The sequence below is a fragment of the Myxococcus sp. AS-1-15 genome (assembly GCF_020037055.1).
GTDB classification, from domain to species: Bacteria; Myxococcota; Myxococcia; order Myxococcales; family Myxococcaceae; genus Myxococcus; species Myxococcus fulvus.
Genome location: NZ_JAIQDF010000004.1, coordinates 524,314 through 546,156, shown reverse-complemented (window position 1 = coordinate 546,156; position 21,843 = coordinate 524,314). Strand labels below are relative to the sequence as shown.

Below are 21,843 nucleotides of genomic sequence, written 5' to 3'. Positions count from 1 at the left end.
TCGCGCCGTTCGGAGCAAGCGTCGCGGGGGCATGGTACGAGTCCCCGTGGCATAGGCCCTGGCCTAGGGACTCATTCATCATGTTGTTCGCGCGCGCTTTCGGGCTCTTCATCCTCACGGCGCTGGCCGAGATTGTGGGCTGCTATCTGCCCTATCTCTGGCTGCGGCAGGGGCGCTCCGTGTGGTGGCTGGTCCCCGCGGCCGCGAGCCTCGCGCTCTTCGCGTGGCTGCTGACGCTGCATCCGACAGGCGCCGCGCGGACCTACGCCGCCTATGGAGGCGTCTACATCGCCGTGGCGCTCGCGTGGCTCTGGCTCGTCGAGGGGGAGCGGCCCACCCCATGGGATGTCGTGGGCGCGCTCGTCGCCATCGCTGGCATGGCCATCATCATCCTGGCCCCTCGACGTTGAGGGGCAGGGTGGCGCGCTTCGTTGGCTCAGGTGTCCCGGGTGCTGGCCATGAGCGCGCGGGTGTGTAGATCCTTGAGCTTCGCGTTGCGGTCCCGGGTTTCCACCAGCTCGCCAAGCTGCGCCGCGTCGAGTGTCACGATGAGCGCATCGTCCTCGCGTGACGCCGCGAGCCGGGTCTTGAACCCATCGGTGAAGCCGCCGATGGCGATGAAGAACCCCAGCTTGCAACGGCCGAAGCGGCGCTTGATGTCGAGACGGAAGGAGTCGAGCTCGGTCGGGCCGACGGGCTTCGCCCAGTGTTTGCATTCCCCCAGGAAGTACTGGGACTGGGACTGCTGCCAGAACGGATCCGCCGAGTCGTTGGGGATGAGGATGTCGATCTGCTCGTCGAGGCTCTTGCGGTTCGTCTCCGTGCGCTCGAAGCCGGGAATCGACTTGAAGAGCAGGGCCACGAGGTCCTCGAGTTGCTGCCCCTTCCGGTGAGGGTCTGCCTCGGTCTGGACACTTCGCCAGAGCTCCCGGATGGCCTCTTCACGCTTCCCATTGGCGAGGGCGGCCATGCGTCGCTCGCGGGCGCCTTCCAGGGCATTGCGCACCTTGATCTTGAGGATGGCCTCCAGGTAGGCGTTCTTCTCCAGATAGTCGTAGGCGCCACTGGAGAAGGCGCGTTCGACGGACTCCGCGTCGGCGACGCCGGTGACGAGGATGACCTTGGCGCTGGGGGCACGCGCCTGGATGTCACGCATGAGGTCCAGGCCTGTATCCGGGCCCGAGCGTCCCTGGAGCTTCCGGTCGAGGAGGACCAGGTCCCAGCCTCGCTCGTCGAGCTTGGCGAGCGCGGACTTCGCGTCCTCGACGGTGACGACGGTATGTCCCTCCGTGTCCAGGATGGTCCTGTACGTGTCGAGGAAGTCCGGTGAGTCGTCGACGATGAGGATTCTTCCGGATGGTTTCATAGGGGCTCCGCGCCAGTGACGGGGATGCGGACGATGAAGCGTGCCCCACCGAGTGGCGACGCGTCACAGGCAACCAGCCCCTTCATCTCCTTTTCGAACACCTCGCGCACGAGAGCAAGGCCCAGTCCACTGCCCCCGGGGCGGAGGGACACCCCTTCGTCGAAGATGGCCCGCCGCATGTGCTCCGGCACGCCGGGTCCGTTGTCCTCGACTGTGATGCGGATGGCCTTCGCCGCGTCGACGGTTTCCGCGTGGACCTGGATGACCGCGGCACCCTTGAGCGTGGCCTGGGTTGCGTTCCGTAGGATGTTCGCGAGCGCCATCACCATTCGTGCGCGATGCCCGGAGACAGGGGGGAGGGATGGGCTCAACACCGCGTTGAAGCCATAGCCGGTCTCCTGTTCGAGGCTGGTGAGGACATCACGAATCGCAGTCAGTGGTTCAAAGGGCTGGACTGGTGTTGCCGCGAGATTCGAGAGGTCCACCAGTTGTTCGATGAATCGAAACGTTGCGTCCATCCCGCGGTCGATGCGGTCGCGTCGTCGGGCGAGGACTTCGCTCGGTGCTCCGACCAGAAGCTCGCGATACATGGCGTTCAGGGCGGTCTTCACGGGGACCAACGTGTTTCGGAGTTCATGCGCGACCAACCGGGCCTGGCGCGATGTCGCCTCGGCTGCCGTACTCGCGCGAGCGGAGTCACTTCCCCCTGTTGAGGAGCGTCGCGCTACAGCCTCGGTGGCGGAGAGCGTCATGTCCGCGAGTAGAGAACTCGCGAGAACTGACATGGGTGATTCTTTGCGCTGCGCAACTCCGGCAAGCAGGTCTGCGCCCATTGGCGTAATGCTGAATGAGGTCTTCTGGCTATCGGGAAAAACGTAAATGAGGCCCAGGCTCTCCATGCGAAGCAGCACCCGCCATTCAAACGGGAACTCTGCGTCGGTCAGAGCAGGGAAGTCTGCTTCCGCGTCGTCAAGGAGCGCCAGCGCGACTTCTGGACTAATTCTCCAAGGATCTGCAAAGCCGGTCGATTGAGCAGCTTCGACGTGAAGAAGCCAGCGAATGGATTCGCGCCCCGTCAGTTCGAGAAAGACCCTGCCTATCGAGGTGAGGGTGCTTCTCCCGGCAGTCGTTCGGACGGCTCGGATCTGATTGGCATAGATCTCGGGCTCAAGCTCAAAGTGACGAGTCAGTGTCTCGAAGACGCGGGTGAACGCGATGCGTGAGAGGCGATCCAACTCCAACGTGAGAATCTCGCTACTCAGAGTGGAAGGGACTCCATTACGCCGCTCGATGGCAACGCAGAGTAGCTCCTGGACCTCAAGAGGCGAAGCCTCTTGGGCGAAGCTGTCGCGTAGGAGCTTCTCGAGTTGCTTCGCGAACCGAACGACGCGGTCCTGTTCCTGCCACGTTGCCAAGCGTGCTTTGGGATTCGATGCATTCCCGTTGAATGAGTCCACCAGTGTGGTGGAGGCAAGGAGCGCGCTCTTCTTGGGGGCGATATCCCGGAGCTTCTCCAGCGCGTTCAGGAGCTGCTTCCTGACCAGCGCAGGAACGACCACCGACTCATGGCGGACCTCCACGTCCCCATTGCGTCCGTCGATCGACTGAAGATGACTCGTAAACTCCTCGAGGAACGACATCGAGCACAGCCCCCGCGTAGGAGCGCGGGAGCATAGGAACCCTTCGTTGCGCGGCCAAGCGTCGTGACATGTCGCGCGCTTCGATGAGCCACGGAGCCTCGGTCGGAACTACCCGACGAAGAGAAGACCCTCCTTGCTACCTCCGCGGAGCCGGCTCCTCGCCCTCGGCGCTCCCAGGTGTCTTCCCGGGCTCCTCCTGAGGCATCCGGCGCTCCTCCTCGAGCCCACCCGCCTCCGCCGACTTGGGCGTACGCCCCGGGGCCTCCTCCTCGGGAGAACTCCGCCGCCGGCCGTTCTGTCCCGGCTCCTCGTCACCGACCTCCATCGACTCATAGGGCATGTGGTCCATGCTGCGTCCTCCTCACGTGGGTTCAGGACTTCCTCGAAGGTAAGGCCGCCGTCGCGCCCCATGCCGCGTCGGGCCTTGCGGTCGCACGCCCCCTCGCTCAGCCTGCGCCCCTCCTCCGTGGGAGTCCCCGCATGTCCCGACTCGCCCTCTGCCTCGTGCTCCTGTCCCTCCACGCCGTGGCCGCCGAGCCCTCCACCGTGCCGCGCCGCCCCGTGAACACCTACTCCATCGTCGCCCGGGACCCGGCGACAGGAGACCTGGGTGTCGCCGTGCAATCCCACTGGTTCTCCGTGGGCGCCACCGTGCCCTGGGCCGAGGCCGGCGTGGGCGCCGTCGCCACCCAGTCCTTCGTCGACCCGTCCTACGGCCGTCTCGGTCTGGACCTCATGCGCGCGGGCCGCTCCGCCCCCGATGCGCTCAAGGGGCTGCTCGCCGCCGACTCCGCCAGCCAGGTGCGCCAGGTCGCCATGGTGGATGCCCAGGGCCGCGTCTCCGCGCACACGGGCTCGAGCTGCATCGCCGCCGCCGGACACCTCGTGGGCGAGGGCTTCTCCGTCCAGGCCAACATGATGCAGAAGGACACCGTCTGGCCCGCCATGGCCAAGGCCTATCGCGCCTCCAAGGGAGACCTCGCCGAGCGCATGCTCGCCGCGCTCGAGGCCGCCGAAAGCCAGGGCGGAGACCTCCGCGGCAAGCAATCCGCCGCCCTCATCATCGTCTCCGCGAAGCCCTCGGGTCGCCCCTGGATGGACCGCCGCTTCGACCTGCGCGTCGACGACCACCCCGAGCCCCTCAAGGAGCTCCGCCGCCTCGTCACCCTCCAGCGCGCCTACAACTTCATGAACGAAGGTGACCTCGCCCTGGAACACAAGGACACCGACGCCGCCCTCGCCGCGTACTCCTCCGCGGAGAAGCTCGCGCCGGGCAACGCGGAGATGATCTTCTGGCACGCCATCTCCCTCGTGGGCGTGGACCGCGTCGACCAGGCCCTGCCGCTCCTCCAGCGCGCCTACGCCGCCGACCCCCGCTGGCGCGAGCTCCTCACCCGTTTGCCCGCCGCGGGCCTGCTCCCCGATGACCCCAAGCTCCTCGCGCGCTTGAAGATCGCGAAGTAGCCCCGCGCCCACCGAGCAGGGACCCGAGCGCTGGGCACGCCACCTCGCGGACCCGGCGAGCCCCATGGCTTGTAGTGGCCCGCGAGGATGGAGAGGTTACCTGGACGAGGATGCCCATGAGTGACGCCCAGGCTCCACTTGCCGCATTGACCGTCCCGCTCTTCGCGCTGGCGCAGGTGCCCCAGGAGGTGTCCGTCTCTCCCGAGGGCGCCACGGGACACAGCTACTGGTACTGGGTGGCGCTGCTCGTGCTGGCCGCGGCCGTCTTCGCGTGGGTCGCCGTGGCGCTGGCCCGCAAGCGCAAGGCCCCGCCTCCCAGGTCCACGCGCGCCACCCCCCGCTATCGCCGCCCCGTCTAACCTCGCTTGCGCAGCGTGTGCAGCGCGGCCAGCCACAGCCGCGCCTCCTTGCGTGTCAGCCGTGAGCGCCGCAGCGGCGCGAACAAGTCCCGCAAGCCCGTGCGCCCCGGCTGCTCGTCGATGAGGAACCCGCCCGACTTCAGCACGCCCTCCAACGTCGACTCCACCTGCGCCAGCTCCGTGTCCGTCGCCGCCACCGGCAGGGGGCCGGGCGGCGGGGCGTGCGCCTCCAGCGTGGCCACGCGGACCTCATAGGCGTACAGCAACACCGCCTGCGCCAGGTTGATGGAGGGCTGCTCCGGCGCGGTGGGCACCGCGGACAGGTCATGGCACCGCTCCACCTCCGCGTTGGTGAGCCCGCTGCGCTCATCCCCGAAGACCACGGCCACCGTGCCCTGCGTCGAGCGCGACACCCACTCCTCCGCCACCGCGCGGGGGGCCAGGCGCCGCTTGCCCTCCACCTTGCGGGAGCTCGTCCCCACCACCCACACGCAGTCGGAGATGGCCTCCTCCAGCGTGTCCGCGCGACGCGCGCCGTCGAGAACGTCCTCGGCATGGACCGCCAGCCGGCGCGCGGGCGTCAAATCCTCCACCTCGGGCGTCACCCAGACCCAATCCGACAGGCCGCAGTTCTTCAGCGCCCGAGCAGCGGCACCCAGGTTCTCCGCGTTGCGCGGACGCATCAGGACGAAACGGACGGGCAGCACCATGCCGGACCACCATACCCGCTTCCCTGGGGGCGTTGACCCCGATGCGTGGCCCTCCTATAGCGTGGCGCCATCGACCGCTGGGTGCGTGCTCGGAGGCCACCGGGAGTGTGGCTCCGCGTACACCCTGTGGGCCCGAGGACGCGTGGGGGACGCGTGCGGGCCGTGGGCGTTCGACCGCACTCCCCAAGCTTCCTGGCGTGTGCGCCGTCGGCACGTCGCATGAAGAACAGCAGGCACCTTCCGGAGGAAACATGGGTCCGCAGTCCGTCGTCTCCAATCCGCCACCGCGCGCCAGACGCGCCAGCTGGCTCGTCGCCGCGCTGCTCCTGGGCATCTCCATCTCCGGCTGCAAGAAGGACGAGCAGCAGCCCGCCACCCCCTCGCCGAGCACCCCGGACACCACCACGGCGTCACCCGCGGTCTCCGGCGGTGACGCGGGGACGACCGCCGCCGTCGTGAAGGTGCCGCCCAAGCCGGAGGCCGTCACCCCCATCATCCGCCCCCAGGGCGCGGTGGGCGTGCTGCCCCAGTCCATCGTCATCGAGCTGGCGCGGCCGCTGCGCCCCGATGACCACGAGGTGAAGCCGGGCACCGTCGTCTCCATCTCGCCGCAGGTGGCCGGGAACCTGACCTGGAGCGGGCCCTCCACGCTGACGTTCAACACCTCGTCCGGTCAGGCCTTCGCCTTCGGCACCGAGTACACCGTCAAGGTCGTCTCGCTGGAGACCGACGCGGGCGTGGTGAAGGCGCCCTCCGACGACGCCTGGAAGCACGTCTTCAAGACGCCCACCTTCCAGTTCCTCCGCATCCAGCCCAAGCAGCTGGACCTGGCCAAGAGCCGCATCGAGGTGGACGTCGTCTTCTCCGGTCCGGTGTCCCCCAGCGCCATGCGCGGCAAGGGCACGTTCCTGGTGGGCACCCAGCCCATCTCCGACGTGAAGTGGCGCTCGGTCGCCGGCATGTCGAACGCCGTCACCGCGGAGCTCGCGAGCCCCGGCCTCAAGCCCTCCGCCGCGCTGCGCTTCACCCTCAAGCAGGGCCTCGCCGCCGCGTCCGACGCGAAGGCGCTCGCCCCCGCGGCCGAGGCCACCTTCGTCCTGCACGGCGGCCAGCGCATGGACATCACCGGCGTCAACCGGAAGGAGGGCAGCAGCGGGCACTACCTCGAGGTGGCCTGCCGTGACGTGGCCGCGGAGGCGCCGGCCAGCCCCCGCTACTATCAGGAGTACGACTCTTACTACTGGGAGTCGGGCAACAAGGGCTGCGTGCTGGACGACGCCACGGCGGAGGCCTCCATCCACGTGACGCCCCCGGTGAAGGTCTCCGTGGCGCCCACGCGGCAGGGCTTCCGCATCTTCGGCGACTTCAAGCGCGGCACGTACACGCTGCGCATCGACGCGGGCACCACGTCCGTGGGCGGCGGCACGCTGCTGGCGGACTTCGAGCAGGAGCTGTCCATCCCCGCGCGCCAGTCGCAGCTCTCCTTCACCTCCGCGGGGCGCTACCTGCCGCGCGGCGCGTGGCGCAACCTGCCCCTGCAGCACCTCAACCTGGACGCCGTGGAGCTCACCATCCGCAACGTCCCGCCGGAGAACCTCATCTTCTGGATGAGCGATGACCAGCGCGAGACGGCGGACGAGCGCACGTCCAACCTCGTGGTGAAGAAGACGCTGCCGCTCCAGTCGGCCTCGGACACGCTCACCACCACGTACCTGGACGTCGCGAGCCTGGTGCCCGCGTCGACGCGGGGCCTGGTGGAGGTCTCCGTCCGTCGCAACGACTTGTCGGCCGCCACGCGCGTGCTGCTCACCGACCTGAGCCTCGTGGCCAAGCGGGGCGGACCGGCGCCGGGCTCGAAGGACGCGGGGGAGGTGTGGGTCTGGGCGCTCGGCATCGAGAGCACGGACCCGGTGTCCGGCGTGGAGGTGTCGCTGGTGAAGAAGAGCGGCCAGGCCGTCAGCCGCTGCGTCACCAAGGGCGCGGACGGGTGCGTGCTCAACGTGCCCCCGGGCGGCGTGGATGACAGCCAGCCCTTCGCGCTCATCGCGCGCCAGGGCGACGAGATGACGTACCTCAAGTACAACGAGCTCAAGACGGAGATCGCCAACTCCGACGTGCAGGGCGAGCCGTACCGCTCCGAGAAGGCCTACCGCGCCTCGCTCTGGTCCGACCGCGGCGTGTACCGCCCCGGCGACACCGCGCACATCGCGGGCGTGCTGCGCGGCCAGGATGACCTGGCGCCGCCCACGGGCATGCCGGTGGAGCTGGTGGTGGTGGACCCGCGCGAGCGTGAGCTCAAGAAGGTGCCGCTCAAGACGAACGACGCGGGCCTGGTCTCGCTCGACGTGCCCTTCGAGGCGTTCCAGGACACGGGCCACTACCGCGTCACGCTGAAGGTCGCCGACCGCGAGGTGGCCTCCTACGGCCTCAACGTGGAGGAGTTCGTCCCCGAGCGCATGAAGGTGACGGCCACCGCGGAGGCCCCCGGCTACGTGCAGGGCATGGAGATTCCCGTCGCCGTGGAGGCCGCGTACCTGTTCGGCGGCTCGGCCGAGGGCAGCCCCGTGGAGCTCAACTGCCGGCTGGTGCCGTCCGACTTCAAGCCGAAGCAGAACGCGCAGTTCACCTACGGCCTGTGGCGCCAGGACGGCAAGGAGCCGCGCCCCGTGACGCTGGGCCAGGCGAAGGGCGCGCTGGACGCGAAGGGCCAGGCGCTCATCCACTGCCCGGCGCTGGCGGCCATGGGCGGGCTGCGCGGGGCCGCGCGACTGAGCGCGCTCGCGAGCGTGTTCGAGTCCGGCAGCGGCCGCTCCACGGTGAACGAGGCCAGCGTGCCCGTGCACCCGGAGCGCTACTACGTGGGTCTGCAGGCCAGCGTGGGCAAGGTGAAGGCGGGCAAGCCCTTCACGGTGAACGGCGTGGTGGTGGACTGGGACGGGAAGCTCGTCGCGTCCTCGTCGCTGGCGCCGGCCACCGTGCAGGTAGAGTACGTGCGGCTGGAGGAGGAGTACGGCTACTACTACGACGAGGGCGAGGGCTATGACCGCTACCAGCGCTACCTGAGGCCGCTGCGCGAGGGCAGCGCCACGGTGAAGGTGGTGGACGGCCGCTTCAACCTCACCGTCACGCCGGGCGCGGACGCCGCGGGCTACCTGGTGCGCGTGCGCTCCGGCAACGCGCAGACGGACCTGGAGCTGGAGGGAGAGGGCCGCTACTACTGGTGGGGCGAGGGCTCGCGCGTCGACCAGACGCCGCGTCCGCTCAAGCCCACGTCGCTGGACGTGGCCGTGCCCGCGAAGGCCGTCGTCGGCAAGCCCATCAACGTGAAGCTCAAGGCGCCGTACAAGGGCCGCATCCTCTTCACCGCGGAGACCGACCGCGTCCTCGCCACCGAGTGGAAGGCCGTGGAGCCGGGCGAGGTGACGTGGAGCTTCACGCCCAAGCAGTTCGCGCCCAACGTCTACGTGAGCACCTTCCTGGTGAAGGACCCGCACCTCGAGTCCGCCGAGGCCTTCATGCCCGACCGCGCCTTCGGCGTGGCCAGCGTCGTGCTGGAGCCGGTGGACTACACGCAGCAAGTCGCGCTGAACGTGCCCAAGGAGGTCCGCTCCAACGACACGCTCACCGTGGACCTGGACCTGGGCGCGCTCGAGGGCGCCACCTTCGCCACCGTGGCCGTGGTGGACGAGGGCATCCTCTCCCTCACGCGCTTCCAGAGCCCGGACCCGCTCAAGGACATCTTCACCAAGCGCGCCCTGGGCGTGGACACCTTCGAGACCATCGGCTGGACGTTGCTGGTGCCCCCGGGCGGCAGCTCGCGCTCCACCGGTGGTGACGCGGAAGGGGACGCCGCGGGCCGCGTGCAGCCCGTCAAGCCCGTGGCCCTGTGGAGCGGCGTGGTGCCGGTGCCGGCCAACGGCAAGCTGCGCCTGCCGTTCCAGCTCCCGCAGTACCGGGGCGCGGTGCGGGTGATGGCGGTGACGGCGGGGCCCAAGCGCATGGGCCGCGCCAGCGCGCAGGTGCTGGTCAGGGACCCGCTGGTGCTCCAGACGACGCTGCCGCGCTTCCTCACGCAGAACGACGAAATCCAGGTGCCCGTCTTCGTCACCAACCTGTCCGGCAAGGCGCAGGACGTGAAGGTGACGCTGGCCGCGGAGTCACTGCCGGTGCCCGGGCTCGCCCTGCCCGCGGACACGGCGTCGCCGCTGCAACTGCTTGGCAAGAGCGAGGGCCGCGCGCGCGTGGCGGACGGCAAGTCCACCACGTTCGTCTTCCAGGCCCGCGCGGTGCAGTCGGTGGGCGCCGCGCGGCTGAGCGTGGTGGTGGAGGGCGGCGGCTACACGTCGAAGGAGACACTCGACGTGCCGCTGTCGCCGTCCGGTCCTCGCGAGCGCCGCGTGCAGCGCATCGAGCTGGCGCAGGGCGTGACGGATGTCTCCAAGCACCTGCAGGGGTGGGTGCCCACCACGGAGCGCTCGACGCTGTGGGTGACGGCCAATCCCTATGCGCAGTCGCTCCAGCACCTGTCGTACCTGGTGCAGTACCCGTACGGCTGCATCGAGCAGACGACGTCCTCCACGCGGCCGCTGCTGTTCGTGTCGGAGCTGGTGGACCAGGTGGACCCCACGCTGAAGAAGCACGGGGACGTGGGGGACATGGTGCTCGCGGGCATCAACCGCGTGCTGTCCATGCAGACGCCGTCGGGAGGCTTCGGCTACTGGCCGGGCGCGATGGAGCCGCAGCTGTGGGGCACCGCGTACGCGACGCACATGCTCCTGGACGCGCAGAAGCAGAAGTTCCCCGTCCCGCAGGACCGGCTGGACGACGCGCTCCTGTGGATGGGCAACACGCTCAACTCCCTGGAGGGCAACGCGAACGTCCGGGACTACCACGGCAGCTCGGAGGCCTACATGCACTACGTGCTGGCGCTGTCCGGCAAGGGCCGCAAGGCGCGTGTGCAGAAGCTGGTGGACGCCCTCGCGGAGAGCGCGAAGAAGGCCCCGCTCAAGGGCGAGCAGCGGGAGGAGGACTACATGCTCAAGGCGGCGCTGTGGCTCGCCGGAGACCGGCGCTACGAGAAGGAGCTGCGCAGCCCGGACCTGTCGCCCGTCACCGAAGAGCGGAGCAACAGCTGGTCCTTCTACTCGGACCGACGCCGGCGCGGCTTCATGCTGAGCACCTACCAGGACCTCTTCGGCACCGACGCCGCGGGTGAGCCCCTGGCCGCCATGGTCGCCAGCGCGCTGAGCTCGAGCCCCAGCTCCTGGTACACGACGCAGGAGCTGGTCTGGGGCATCACCGGTCTGGGCAAGCGCCTCAAGGGCGCGGCCACCAGCTTCACCCCGCCGACGCTGACGGTGGATGGCAAGGAGGTGGCGGCGAAGCAGGCCAAGGACGCGCGCGCCTCGGACCGCACCTGGGCGCTGGCCCGCGCGAGCGAGCGCAAGAGCCTCCAGCTCGACCTGAAGGAGAAGTCCGCGGGCACGCTGTTCCTCGTGCTGAGCAGCGAGGGCGTGCGCTCGGATGGCCCGCCGCGCGTGGGCGGCGAGGGGCTGAAGCTCAGCCGCAAGTACCGCGGCCAGGATGGCTCGGAGGTGGACCTGAAGAGCGCGCCGGTGGCGCTCGCGCAGCTGGTCTACGTGGAGCTGGAGCTGACCAACACCACGGCCGAGCGGGTGCAGAACATCGCGCTGGTCGACCGGCTGCCCGCGGGCTGGGAGATCGAGAACGCGCGGCTGGGCCGGGGCGGCTCGGTGGACTGGGTGCAGGCGGACGCGCTGTGGACCCCGGACTACGTCAACATCCGGGATGACCGCATGGAGGTCTTCGGCGCATTGGGGGCTCGCGAGTCGAAGAAGATTGTCTACGCGGTGCGCGCGGTGACGGCGGGTGCCTTCACGCTGCCCACGGCGGAGGCCGAGGCGATGTACGACCCTCGCCTGTGGGCCCGCGAGGCGGGCGGCACGGTGCAGGTGTCCGGCCCGTGGAAGGACAACCTCCTCTGACATGCGCCGCGTCCGTCCACTCCTGAAGAAGCTCCTCTGGACCGCCGCGGGGCTCTTGCTCCTCGCGGCGGTGGGAGTGGCGGCGGCGTGGTCCGTGCCGCTGCCGTCGCGGCTCTCCGCACCACCCTCGGTGGTGATGGAGTACCGCGACGGCACCCCGGCCCATGTCTTCCTCGCGCCCGACGAGCGCTGGCGCATCGCCGCGCCCGTCGAGCGCATCGACCCGGCCTACCTCCGGGCGTTGTTCGCGCTGGAGGACAAGCGCTTCTACTCACACCCCGGCGTGGACCCGCTCGCCGTGGCGCGCGCCGCCGCGCTCAACGTGGCGCGGGGGCGCCGGGTGTCGGGAGCCTCCACGCTGACGATGCAGCTGGTGCGCATGCTGGAGCCCCGGCCGCGCACCTTCACCTCGAAGCTCGTGGAGTCCCTGCGAGCGGTGCAGCTGGAGCTGCGCCTGACGAAGCAGGAGGTGCTCGCGGCCTATCTCCAGTTCGTCCCCTACGGGCGCAACGTGGAGGGCGTGGAGGCCGCGGCCCTGGCGTACTTCGGCCACACCGCGGCGCACCTGAGCCCGGCCGAAATCGCCACGCTGCTGGCGGTGCCGCAGAACCCCAACCGCCGCTTCCCCACGCCGGAGAACCGCGAGCGGCTGCGCGCGGCGCGCGACGACGTGGCCCGCAGGCTGCTGGAGGCGGAGGCCCTTCCGCGTGGACCGGAGGAGGCGAGGGTGCCCGCCGAGCAGGTGCTCGCCGACGTGCGCGCCTCGGACGTGCCGGGCGGGCTCAAGGCCTTCCCTCGCGAGGCACCCCACGTGGCCGTGTGGCTCAGGGCCCAGCGCCCCGGCCAGACGCGGCTGTCCACCACGCTGGATGGGGGCACGCAGCGCCTGGTGGAGCGGGTGATGCGCGACGCGGCCCGGGAGCTGAAGGCCAAGGGCATCCACAACGGCACGGCGGTGGTGGTGGAGCGGGAGCAGGGCGCGGTGCTCGCGCTGGTGGGCAACTTCGACTTCTTCGACGCGGAGCACGGCGGGCAGATTGTCGGCTTCGCCACGCCGCGCTCGCCGGGCTCGGCGCTCAAGCCGCTGCTGTACGCCATGGGCATCGACCAGGGCCTCACCGGCCCCGAGCAGCTCGTGGCGGACATCCCGACGACGTACGGCGGCTATGCGCCGCGCAACTTCGACGGCCGCTTCCTGGGGCTCGTGCGGCTGGAGTACGCGCTGTCCCAGTCCCTCAACATGCCCTTCGTGCGGCTGCTCGAGCGCGTGGGCGTGGAGCGCTTCCTGGCCGCGCTGAGGACCTCGGGTGTCACCAGCCTGGTGCCGGACCCGGGCCACTATGGCCTGTCCGCGGCCGTGGGCGGCATCGAGCTGACGCCCCTGGAGGTCGCCGGGCTCTACGTGGCCATCGCGGGAGATGGCCGCGCCCGTCCGCTGCGTCTGCTCGACGAGGGCCAGCCGCCGGAGGCTCCGGTGGAGGTCATGTCCCCGGGCGCCGCGTGGCTGACGCGCAAGGCACTGGCGCTCAGGGACCGGCCGGACTTCCCGGAGCGGCGCCGGCTGACGGGCCTGCCCGCGCGGGTGCACTGGAAGACGGGCACGAGCTTCGGCCACCGCGACGCTTGGGCCGCGGGCTCCGGCCCCCGGCACACCGCCGTCGTGTGGCTGGGCAACTTCAACCACGCGCCGAGCGTGCACCTGGTGGGCGCGGACGCGGCGGGCCCGGTGCTGTTCGACATCCTCGAGGGCTTGGGGCCCCGGGGCCGCTCGCTGCCCGAGGACGAGACGGTGGTGCCGGAGGACCTGATGCGGGTGGAGGTCTGCGCGTACTCGGGGCACCTGCCGACGGAGGCGTGCACCCAGCGCAAGCACGTCCACGCGCGCCGCTCGGCCGTGCCCACCGCGGTGTGTCCGTATCACCAGCGCGTGGAGGTGGACGTGGCCACGGGCCTGTCCGTGGGCCCCACGTGCAGCACGGGGCGCAAGACGGAGTCGCGTGTCTTCGTCACGTGGCCGGCGACGATTCGCCGCTGGCTGGAGGAGCAGCACCGCCGGCTGCCCGAGCCCCCCGCGCCCGCTCCGGGGTGTGAGCCCGGCGGCGCCCGGGCGGCGCCCTCCATCGTCTCACCGGCCCCCGGCCACGTCGCGCTGCTGATTCCGGGCGTGCCCGCCAACCAGCAGGAGGTGCCGCTGGAGGCGGAGGCCTCGCACGAGCGCGCGCTCACCTGGTTCGTGGACGGCGCGCTGCTCGGCTCGGCGCGCGCGGACGAGCGGGTCTGGTGGACGCCGTCGGTGGGCTCGCACGAAATCCTCGTCACCGATGACCGGGGCCTCACCGCCCGCCGCACGCTCGTCGTCCGCGAGCGGCGGTAGGCCCCGGCCGCGAGGGCGCTGCTCTCAGCGGGCCTCCCAGCCCGCCTCGCCGCGCTGGTACTGCTGGCCCGAGGGCAGCGCGCCGTAGAAGAGGAAGTCCTTCACGCCCACCACGGACTTGCCGTCGAACAGGCCCAGCTCGCCCTTGGGGGGCAGCTGGATGCCCAGCTCGGACGCCTTCAGCCGCACCTTCGCGCCCGGGGCCACGGTGAGCGCCGGGAGCACCGCGCCCATGGGCGCGCGCACCTGCGTGGGCGCATGGTCGCTCTGCGCCAGGCTCACCCGCAGGTTGGTGGTCAGCACCATGCCCTGGAGCGACACGGCCGTGGTGCCGTGGTTGGCCACGTCCACCCAGCCCTCCACCGGGTCGAACGCGTCGAACACCAGCGTCGAGCGCTGCGCCTTGAGCCGCGCCCAGTCCTTCTCCACGAAGGCCCGGCGCTCCCGGACGTAGCGCTTCATGTAGTCGCGGCTGGCGTGGAAGCGCGCGTAGTCGATGTACGGGGCCGTCCGCATGTGCGAGTCGATGAGCGCGTGCACCGCGTCGATGTACGGGTTGAGCACCTCGGGCTTGAACAGCTCGTCCAGCGCCTTCTCCAGCCGCTCGTCCAGCCGCCCGCGCAGCTCCGGGTTCATCAGCACGCGCGTGGCCAGGTTGGAGAACACGGGCAGGTAGCCCGGGTAGGACTGCGACTCATTCTTGCGCTGCAGGTACATCTTCTCCGTCCACGCGTCGGACAGCGTGAAGTTGAACAGCGGGTGGCGCATGCTGTTGGTGCTCGTGGCCATGTCGGGCACCGGGTTCAGGTACCACCAGCGCGCGTCCACGTTGTTGAGGTCCCACGGCACATAGGACCACTTCGCCACGGCCCGGTCGTAGATGAAGTAGCTCTCCGAGTCCTCGACGAAGTTGTTGGACATCAGCGCGTCCATCACCATGGAGCGCAGGTAGTGCTCCAGCTGGAGATGCTTGCCCAGCCTCTCGGCGAACTCGGGCTCCGGCGAGTGGTTGATGACGTCCATCATCGCGACGAGCGCGTCGTCGGGCTGCCGCTCGTTCGTCTTCTTCGTCCAGTTGCCCTGGTAGGGCACCTTCCACGTCTTCATCTCGCAGTCCTTCCACCCGCATCGGTAGATGGTCGCGTCGTCATCCGCGAAGGCGTGGGCCTTGAGGAAGGCCTTGTTCACCTGCTCGATTTCCAGGAACACGCCCTCGTTCTTGCCGTTGACCGTCAGGAGCACGTACGTCGCCTTGGACGCGGGCACGCGCATCGCCTCCAGCAGGTCGAAGGCCATCTTCTCCGCCAGCAGGGACGCGTCGGCGAACTCGGCCACCAGGTTGAGCGACGTGCGACCCTCGAAGCGGGTGCCGTCCGCGAAGCTCACGTTCCAGCTCTTCTTGTCGAAGAACCGCGCGGACGCGCCGCGCAGCCGCACCTTCACCGGGTACGTCATCCCCTTGGCCTTGAAGACGGCGTCCTGCTCGGGCGTCCACACGTCCTCGGCGAACTTCTTCATCGCCTCCGGAGGGATGATGAGCTCGTACTCGGGCACGCTCGTCTGCAGCTTCGGCATGACGTAGGGCCGCTGGGCCTCGGGCGTCGGAGGTGGCGGTGGTGGTGGAGGAGGAGGCGGCGGCGGGTCCACCGGCCCCGGGTCCTCGGGCGTCGGATTCGGCGTCGGGTCCACGGGCGTCGGATTCGACGGCGTCGGGTCCTCGATGACGGGTGGCGCCTGCGTCGGCGGAGACGGGGCCTCGGAACCACAAGCCCACATCCACATCAATGGAAGACAGAGCAAGAGTCGTGAGCGAGTCATCGACCGGGGTTGAGCAAGGCGCGTGCCTCATGGAGGCCAAGGTGCGCTGCCCGGTAGTGGACGAATCCACTGCGCCTTGGGGCCATGGGGTGGGAAGTCGATGAAAGGGATTTCCCATCCTGGTCCGGTCAATCGCCCCACCCTGGAGGGCAGAGGACCCGTCGCGCCGCGCGTCGCCTCCTGGGTCGGAGCTGGAGCGGCCCCCCCGGAAGCGGGCCCTCTGGCGGGGCAGGCAGGCAGTCAGGGAAGCCACTTCTCTTCCCACCCGTCGCTGTTCCCGACGCGCCGTTGCGCCCCTAGCTTCATCGAGAAGAGGGGATCGCCGCGACAGGGAGACGCGATGGAGACCTGGAACCAGTCGTCTGATTCCGCCCGCAGCCACACGCCGCTGATGGTGAACCGTCGTATCGACGAGCACGTGGAGGCGTGCGTGCGGCACATGGCGACCCACGCCGACCGCCCGGAGATGAGCCGCTACCTCCAGACGCTGGAGCGCGAGTGGGACCTCAACCGCGCCGTCATGGTGGGCACCGCCGTGGCCGGCGCGCTGGGCCTCCTGCTGGGCAGGCGGGACGGCGGCGGCTGGCGGTGGCTCAGCGCGGTGGCCGCCGGCGTGCTCCTCCAGCATGGCGTCCTGGGCTTCGGCCCCCTGTCCGCTCCCTTGCGCGCGCTGGGTATCCGCACGCGCCGGGAGATCGATCTGGAGAAGTTCGCCATCAAGGCGCTGCGCGGTGACTTCGAGCGCATCCCCAATGACGGTGGCCCCATGGCCCGCGCCAACGCGGCGCTGGTGGCCGCGCAGTCCTGAGCTGTCCTGCCCCCGCTCACGACAGCGCGAGCGGGGGCCCGGACGATTCTCAGTGCCGGGGCGAGGTGTAGCCGCCACCCAGCGCCGGCATCAGCGCGGGCGAGGACGGCTGCGGCGCGCCGTTCTTGGCGCCCGTGTCGGCCGTGTCGAAGAAGCCGTTGAGGCCGGCGATGCCCAGCGAGAAGTTCGTCACCCAGCCCGAGTCCGGCTTGCCCGCGGCCGCGTTGATGTCGAGCGGCCGGGCGAAGTGCAGGCGCATCAGCAGCGGCCCCAGCGACACGTTGAAGCCGATGGCGGCGTTCAGCACGCGGTGGTCCCACAGGTCCCGTGAGCTGTTGCCCACGCCGCCCACGTCGACGCCAGCCACCGCCTCCAGGTCGTTGAGGAAGGCCACCCGGATGATGTCGTTGAGCGGCAGCTGCAGCTCCAGCGTGGAGTAGACGAAGTTGCGGCCCAAGAGCCACCGCTCGTCGCCGAAGTTCACGCCGCGCAGGGTGTCGAACGAGGACAGGAAGTAGGAGCGCGCGTAGCGTCCGCCCAGCGTGGTGCCCGCGCCGCCGCGCAGGAACAGGTGCGTGCGGCCGTAGATGGGGAAGTAGCGCTCGGCGTCGACGCGCACGTTGCCGTAGGCCTCGGAGTTGAACGGCTGCACACCCACCGTCGTCTCGAGCAGCGCGGAGCTGCCCGACAGCGGGCCCGTGGCGTAGTGGTACTTCAGGCTGTCGTAGCCGATCTGCCCGCTCAGCTCCGTCTGGAAGCGGATGGAGCCGTTCTTCTGGTTCCACAGCGACAAGAGCTCCCGGTTGGCCTCGTTGCGGTCCGGGAAGAAGAGGCGGAACTCCGTGTCGTCGTCGAGGAAGTACTTGGTGCCACCCACGCTCAGGTCACCCTGGATGAACAGGAAGGTGCTCAGCGGGTAGCGCAGGCTGCCGAGCGCGCCGAAGTAGCGCTCCGCCGACGTGAAGAAGACGGGCAGGTCGTCGAACGTCTGGTCCACGCGGAAGCGCAGCGACTGGAAGAGGCCGCCGCCCCACGTCGTGCGGCGCTCGTCGTTGATGTAGAGCATGTAGCCGTCGGTGAGGTCGAAGCTGCCGTACACCGCCAGCGTCAGGATGAACTGGTGGTCGCGCATGCGGTCGCTCGCCGCGGCGAAGAGCTGACCGACGAAGCCGCCGCCGCCCGCGCCCGCGAAGCCGAAGATGGGGCCGAACTCCAGGTTCTGTCGGGCGAAGGGCCGGTAGGGCGTGGCGTCCGTGAGCGGGCGCACCGCGAGCGGGTTGGGCGGCTCGGGCGGCGGCTCGGGCGGCACGTCGAGCGCGAGCATGCGCGGCGGCCGGAGCACCGCGGGCTTGCGCTCACCGGAGACGTGGAAGAGCATCCACAGGCTGCCCTCGGGGCCGGGGCCTGGCTCGAACACGCCCGTGGTCAGGTCCGTGCGCCGCACGATGCGGCCGTCCGCCATCAGCTCGTGCAGGTCGGAGCTGCTGTTGTTGAAGGCGGTGAAGAACACGCGCCCGTCCGCCAGCGCCACCGGGTCCGCGTGGTCGCGGTCCTCGCTCGTCAGCCGCTCCACCTGGCGGGGCGCGTCCACCTTCACGCGGAAGAGGTTGAACTTGCGGTGAGACGTCGCATCCGACGTGAAGACGATGCCCGAGGGGCCCCACGTCACCTGGCGCTCGGAGAACACGTCGTCGGTGAGCCGCAGCGGCTTGGCGTCGGGGCTGGCGTTCAGGTCGATGACGTACACGTCGCGCAGGCCCTCGTCCTGGATGCCGATGAAGGCCACCCAGCGGCCGTCCGGGGAGATGGCCGGCGAGTACGCGGCGAGCAGCCCGTGCTTGTCGATGCGGTACGTCTTGCGGTCCCCCAGCTCCAGGTTCACCGACGTGCCCACCTCCCGGTCGATGCCGGTGCGGATGGGGTTGCGGCGCACCAGCACGTCCTGGGAGCGCTTCTCCACGGTGTGCTTGTAGTCCTGCACGTAGATGACGTCGCGCCCGGTGATCTCCGCGACGAACGCCAGCTTGTCCTTCGACAGCGCGAAGTTGCGGCCTGAGATGGGGTGCAGGGACTCCACGCCCGGCATGCCGTCGCTGGCCACCCGCACGTTCTTGTCCGGCGCGCGCGGGTCCATCATGTACAGCCGGCTCTCGCCCGTCTCCGGGACGATGGTGCGCATGGCCAGCACCGAGCCGTCCGGGGAGCTGGTGAACGCGGTGATGTAGCCGGGCGCCTTGTCGAGCAGGTCCAACGCGGGCGCGGACTGCTCCGAGCCCAGGTACGTCTTGTACGCGCGCCGCTTCAGCCAGTTCTCGAACCGCGCCGACAGCCGCTTCGGGTCATCGCCCGTCAGCCGCTCCAGCAGCTCCTCGAACTTCAGCGACGGCGTGTCCTTGGCGCCGCCCACCAGCCGGGGCGACTCCTCCAGCACGCGCTGGATGAAGCCCTTGCCGTACTCCTCCTCCAGGAAGGCCACGCGCACCTGGCCGACCTTGTAGATCCACAGGTAGCCGTAGGGCCCGGGGGAGAAGAAGTCGAGGAACGCGTAGCCCTTGTAGAGGTCCGGGTTCACGAGCAGGTCCCGGACCAGCATCTCCGCCTCGGGGTCCATGCCCCGCTTGGCGTAGAACTCCGCGAGGCCTTCGATGAACCACAGGGGGATGGCCTGGAGCGGCTCGCCGAACACCTTCGCCTGCTCCGTCACGGTGCGCACCTTCTGGATGGTGAACTGGTGCGCGAGCTCGTGCGTGCTGACCTCCTCGAAGAGCCGGTGGTCACCCAGGTACGGCAGGGTGAGCTTCAGGTCACCCTCGGTGCTGGTGACACCCAGGGTACCCTCGGACAGCGGGAAGAGGTTGGTCTGCAGGAACTCCTGGTAGCTGCTGTAGAGGATGTACGGGAAGGTCTCCGTGGGGACGTACTGGAACGTGTCCACCAGGTAGCGGTAGGCCTCCTCGATGAGCGGCGCGGCGCGCTCGGCGACGATGCGCTCACGCTCGTAGAAGTAGAAGCGCACCCCGCCGGCCTTCGCCCCCAGCGACCTGGCGTAGGTGTAGTTGAAGCCGCCATCCGGTGAGCCGCCCAGCGCGGGGCCTCCCAACGCGGGCGCGCCCAGCGCGGTGCCTCCGTCGGGGTCGCCCAGCGCGATGCCTCCGTCGGGGGCGCCGAGCGCGGCGGTGCTCAGGGGCGTGCCGCCGTCCTCGTTGGAGGCGACGGAGCCCGGAGGGGGCGGGGGGCCGGCATCCTCGGTCTGGACGAGCTCGGGTGCGGGGCTGGGCGACAGCGTGGTGGACGGCTCGGTGGGCGCGGCCGCGCCGGAGGGCGGGGATTTCGTGTCTCCGGCCTCCGCGTTGGCGGTGGGGGCGTCCGGGTTGGCGCCACCCTGGACGCCGGGGGGCTGGTCATGCGCCGTCCTGTCCGGAGGCCTGGCCTCTTCGCCCGTGGCCTGGGGGCCGACGAGGATGTCGACGTGCCGCCACTCGAACTCGTAGCTGTTCACCGGCGTCTTGCCCGGGCGGCGAGGCACGACGAAGACCTGGGCCAGCGCCAGCTCCGGCAGGAGCAGGGCCAGCGCGGCGGCAGCGAGGAGACGGGGGTTCACGAACACCTCATGGGTGGGGTACTGGCGAGACAGGGCTTCCTGGGAGGCTCGCTCTCAGGAGTGAGCCTATACAAGGGCCTCGTTTATTTCTTTCCGTTTACTTGCCCGACGGTGGGCGTCCCGCATCCCTTGGGGAGAGTGAGGGAGGGGCTTTCGTTGTGTGGCATGGCCCGGTATGCATACGGGTCATGAGACGCCTCTTCGTACTGAGCAGCACGCTGGTCCTTGCCCTGGGTTGCGGCAAGGACGGGGACTCCAAGAACAAGGCGGAGTGTCACCTTGCCGCCATCAACCTGTCGTCCTGTCAGCGTTCAAGCCTCGCGGCCCTGCAACCCGCGGGCGTGTGGAACGTCAATGTCGAACTGAACGATGGCTCGGGTTCGGCGGGCGCGCTGCGTCTGTCGGGTGCGGACGGCGCGAAGGTGCTGGGCTTCACCGTGACGGAGCAGCAGCACACGGAGGACTCGTACTACCTGGCCGCGGACGTGGTCGACCCGTTCGAGCGCACGGTGCGCTACGCCTTCGCCGGCTGCGAGGCGAGCTCGCCCAGCCGCATGAAGGGCACCTTCCGTCGTTGCGTGGACGGAGAGCTGGACCTGCAGGGCACGTTCGAGGCGGCGCGCCTGCAGCGCAAGGCGGACGAGGTCGAGGGCTCCGGGGTGGAGCTGGTGCGCGAGATCCACCTGGGAGAGGAACTGGTCCCCAAGGAGCTGACGGTGGTGGGCGGCCGCGCCTACGTCACGCTCGGCAAGGATGGCTTCGCCATCTACGACGTGAGCGTCCCGTCGGAGACCCGGAAGCTGTCGGGCCCCAAGCCGTCGAGTGATGTCTACAACGACCTGGTGGTGCACGGCACGCTGGCGTACGTGGCCAGCCAGAAGAGCGGCCTGGTCATCTACGACGTGGCGGACCCGGAGAAGCCGGTGGTGCTGCGCTCGTTGACGGACCCGTCGGTGGAGGTGGGCTCCCTGGCGCTGAACGGCAACCTGCTGTTCGCCGCGTCGCCGGCGCCCAACGGCGAGGTGTTGGTCTTCGACGTGACGACGCCGCTGCAGCCGAAGCTGCTGAAGCGCTACTTCATCGAGGGCGCCGAGCCTTTGAGCGGGGAGGTGCCTTTCGACGTGGTATCGGTGGGGAACCGGCTCTACGTGAGCAACTGGACGTTCGGCGTCACGGTGTCGGACATCACGACGCCCTCGGCGCCGAAGCTGCTGGGCCGGTTCGGAGGCATCTCGTCCCGTTCGTTGGCGGTGGGCTCGGTGAATGAGCGTCCGTTGGTGTTCTCGGGTGGCGAGGACTGGGGGGCGTTCGTCAGCGTGCTGGACGTGTCCAATCCGGCGAGCACGCTCCAGGTGGGGGAGTTCCGGGTCCGCCCGGAGGTCTCCGTGCGCGCGATGGCGCTGTCGGGGACGAAGCTCTACGTCGCGCACTACCAGGACGGTCTGCGGGTGGTGGACGTGAGCAACCCCGGCGTTCCTCGGCAGGTGGCGTACTTCAACACCTACCGCGAGACGGACGCGGGCCGTGGCCTGTCGTTCTTCGAGGGGCTCAACGCCATCGCGGTCCCGGGTGACGGGTACATCTACACGACGGAGTCGTCGCGGGGTCTGCTCATCTTCCGCGAGACGCCGGCGCCCTGAGTCTGGTGTGACTTCCGGTGAGGCGCCTCATGCTGGAGGCGCCTCACGCGGTCGTGGT

General features: G+C 69.7%; 13 protein-coding genes. 7 read left to right on the top strand and 6 right to left on the bottom strand.

All coding sequences use genetic code 11. The features are described from left to right. Positions 1-80 precede the first annotated feature (80 nt). Positions 81-410 carry a YnfA family protein gene (locus K8625_RS15390; RefSeq protein ID WP_223783114.1) on the top strand — a complete coding sequence of 110 codons (330 nt, stop codon included), beginning with the start codon at positions 81-83 and terminating at the stop codon, positions 408-410. Positions 411-436: 26 nt separating this feature from the next. Here K8625_RS15390 and K8625_RS15385 read toward each other — a convergent pair whose 3' ends face one another. The 3 genes from K8625_RS15385 to K8625_RS15375 all read right to left on the bottom strand — a co-directional run bounded on the left by K8625_RS15385 (position 437) and on the right by K8625_RS15375 (position 3,355). Then, a complete protein-coding gene (locus K8625_RS15385; protein ID WP_141330626.1) occupies positions 437-1,366 on the bottom strand; it encodes a response regulator in 930 nt (309 codons plus the stop codon). Next, positions 1,363-3,006: a HAMP domain-containing sensor histidine kinase gene (locus K8625_RS15380; RefSeq protein WP_223783113.1), complete on the bottom strand. Its 1,644-nt coding sequence runs from the start codon at positions 3,004-3,006 to the stop codon at positions 1,363-1,365. Before K8625_RS15380 ends, K8625_RS15385 begins: the two co-directional genes overlap by 4 nt. A gap of 136 nt (positions 3,007-3,142) precedes the next feature. Beyond that, positions 3,143-3,355: a hypothetical protein gene (locus tag K8625_RS15375; protein WP_223783112.1), complete on the bottom strand. Its 213-nt coding sequence runs from the start codon at positions 3,353-3,355 to the stop codon at positions 3,143-3,145. A gap of 131 nt (positions 3,356-3,486) precedes the next feature. On the opposite strand from K8625_RS15375, the gene K8625_RS15370 reads away from it, so the two are divergent. Further along, the gene (locus K8625_RS15370; RefSeq protein WP_223783111.1) at positions 3,487-4,470 is read left to right on the top strand and encodes a DUF1028 domain-containing protein; all 984 of its coding nucleotides are present in this window, start codon (positions 3,487-3,489) and stop codon (positions 4,468-4,470) included. A 116-nt stretch (positions 4,471-4,586) separates the two neighbouring features. Then, positions 4,587-4,829 carry a hypothetical protein gene (locus tag K8625_RS15365; RefSeq protein WP_223746573.1) on the top strand — a complete coding sequence of 81 codons (243 nt, stop codon included), beginning with the start codon at positions 4,587-4,589 and terminating at the stop codon, positions 4,827-4,829. On the opposite strand, the gene K8625_RS15360 is transcribed toward K8625_RS15365, so the two are convergent. After that, entirely contained in the window at positions 4,826-5,539 is a 714-nt protein-coding gene (locus K8625_RS15360; protein WP_141330634.1) for an RNA methyltransferase, read from the bottom strand. The genes K8625_RS15365 and K8625_RS15360 overlap by 4 nt on opposite strands. A 251-nt stretch (positions 5,540-5,790) precedes the next feature. On the opposite strand from K8625_RS15360, the gene K8625_RS15355 reads away from it, so the two are divergent. Both K8625_RS15355 and pbpC read left to right on the top strand, forming a co-directional pair. Further along, entirely contained in the window at positions 5,791-11,544 is a 5,754-nt protein-coding gene (locus tag K8625_RS15355) for an alpha-2-macroglobulin (RefSeq protein ID WP_223783110.1), read from the top strand. Position 11,545: 1 nt separating this feature from the next. Further along, complete coding sequence (gene pbpC, locus K8625_RS15350; RefSeq protein WP_223783109.1) at positions 11,546-13,918, top strand: penicillin-binding protein 1C; 2,373 nt, start codon at positions 11,546-11,548, stop codon at positions 13,916-13,918. A 24-nt stretch (positions 13,919-13,942) separates the two neighbouring features. On the opposite strand, the gene K8625_RS15345 is transcribed toward pbpC, so the two are convergent. Beyond that, positions 13,943-15,694 (bottom strand): CotH kinase family protein, encoded by a 1,752-nt coding sequence (locus K8625_RS15345; RefSeq protein WP_223783108.1) that lies wholly within the window; start codon positions 15,692-15,694, stop codon positions 13,943-13,945. 382 nt (positions 15,695-16,076) lie between these two features. On the opposite strand from K8625_RS15345, the gene K8625_RS15340 reads away from it, so the two are divergent. Next, a complete protein-coding gene (locus tag K8625_RS15340) occupies positions 16,077-16,544 on the top strand; it encodes a DUF2892 domain-containing protein (RefSeq protein ID WP_223746578.1) in 468 nt (155 codons plus the stop codon). Positions 16,545-16,593: 49 nt separating this feature from the next. On the opposite strand, the gene K8625_RS15335 is transcribed toward K8625_RS15340, so the two are convergent. Beyond that, positions 16,594-20,145, bottom strand: a complete 3,552-nt coding sequence (locus K8625_RS15335) for a tolB protein precursor protein (RefSeq protein ID WP_223746579.1) — start codon at positions 20,143-20,145, stop codon at positions 16,594-16,596. 188 nt (positions 20,146-20,333) lie between these two features. Between K8625_RS15335 and K8625_RS15330 the strand changes: the two genes are divergently transcribed. After that, positions 20,334-21,785, top strand: coding sequence for an LVIVD repeat-containing protein (locus K8625_RS15330; RefSeq protein WP_223746580.1), 1,452 nt, complete (start codon positions 20,334-20,336; stop codon positions 21,783-21,785). The last annotated feature ends 58 nt before the right edge of the window (positions 21,786-21,843 follow it).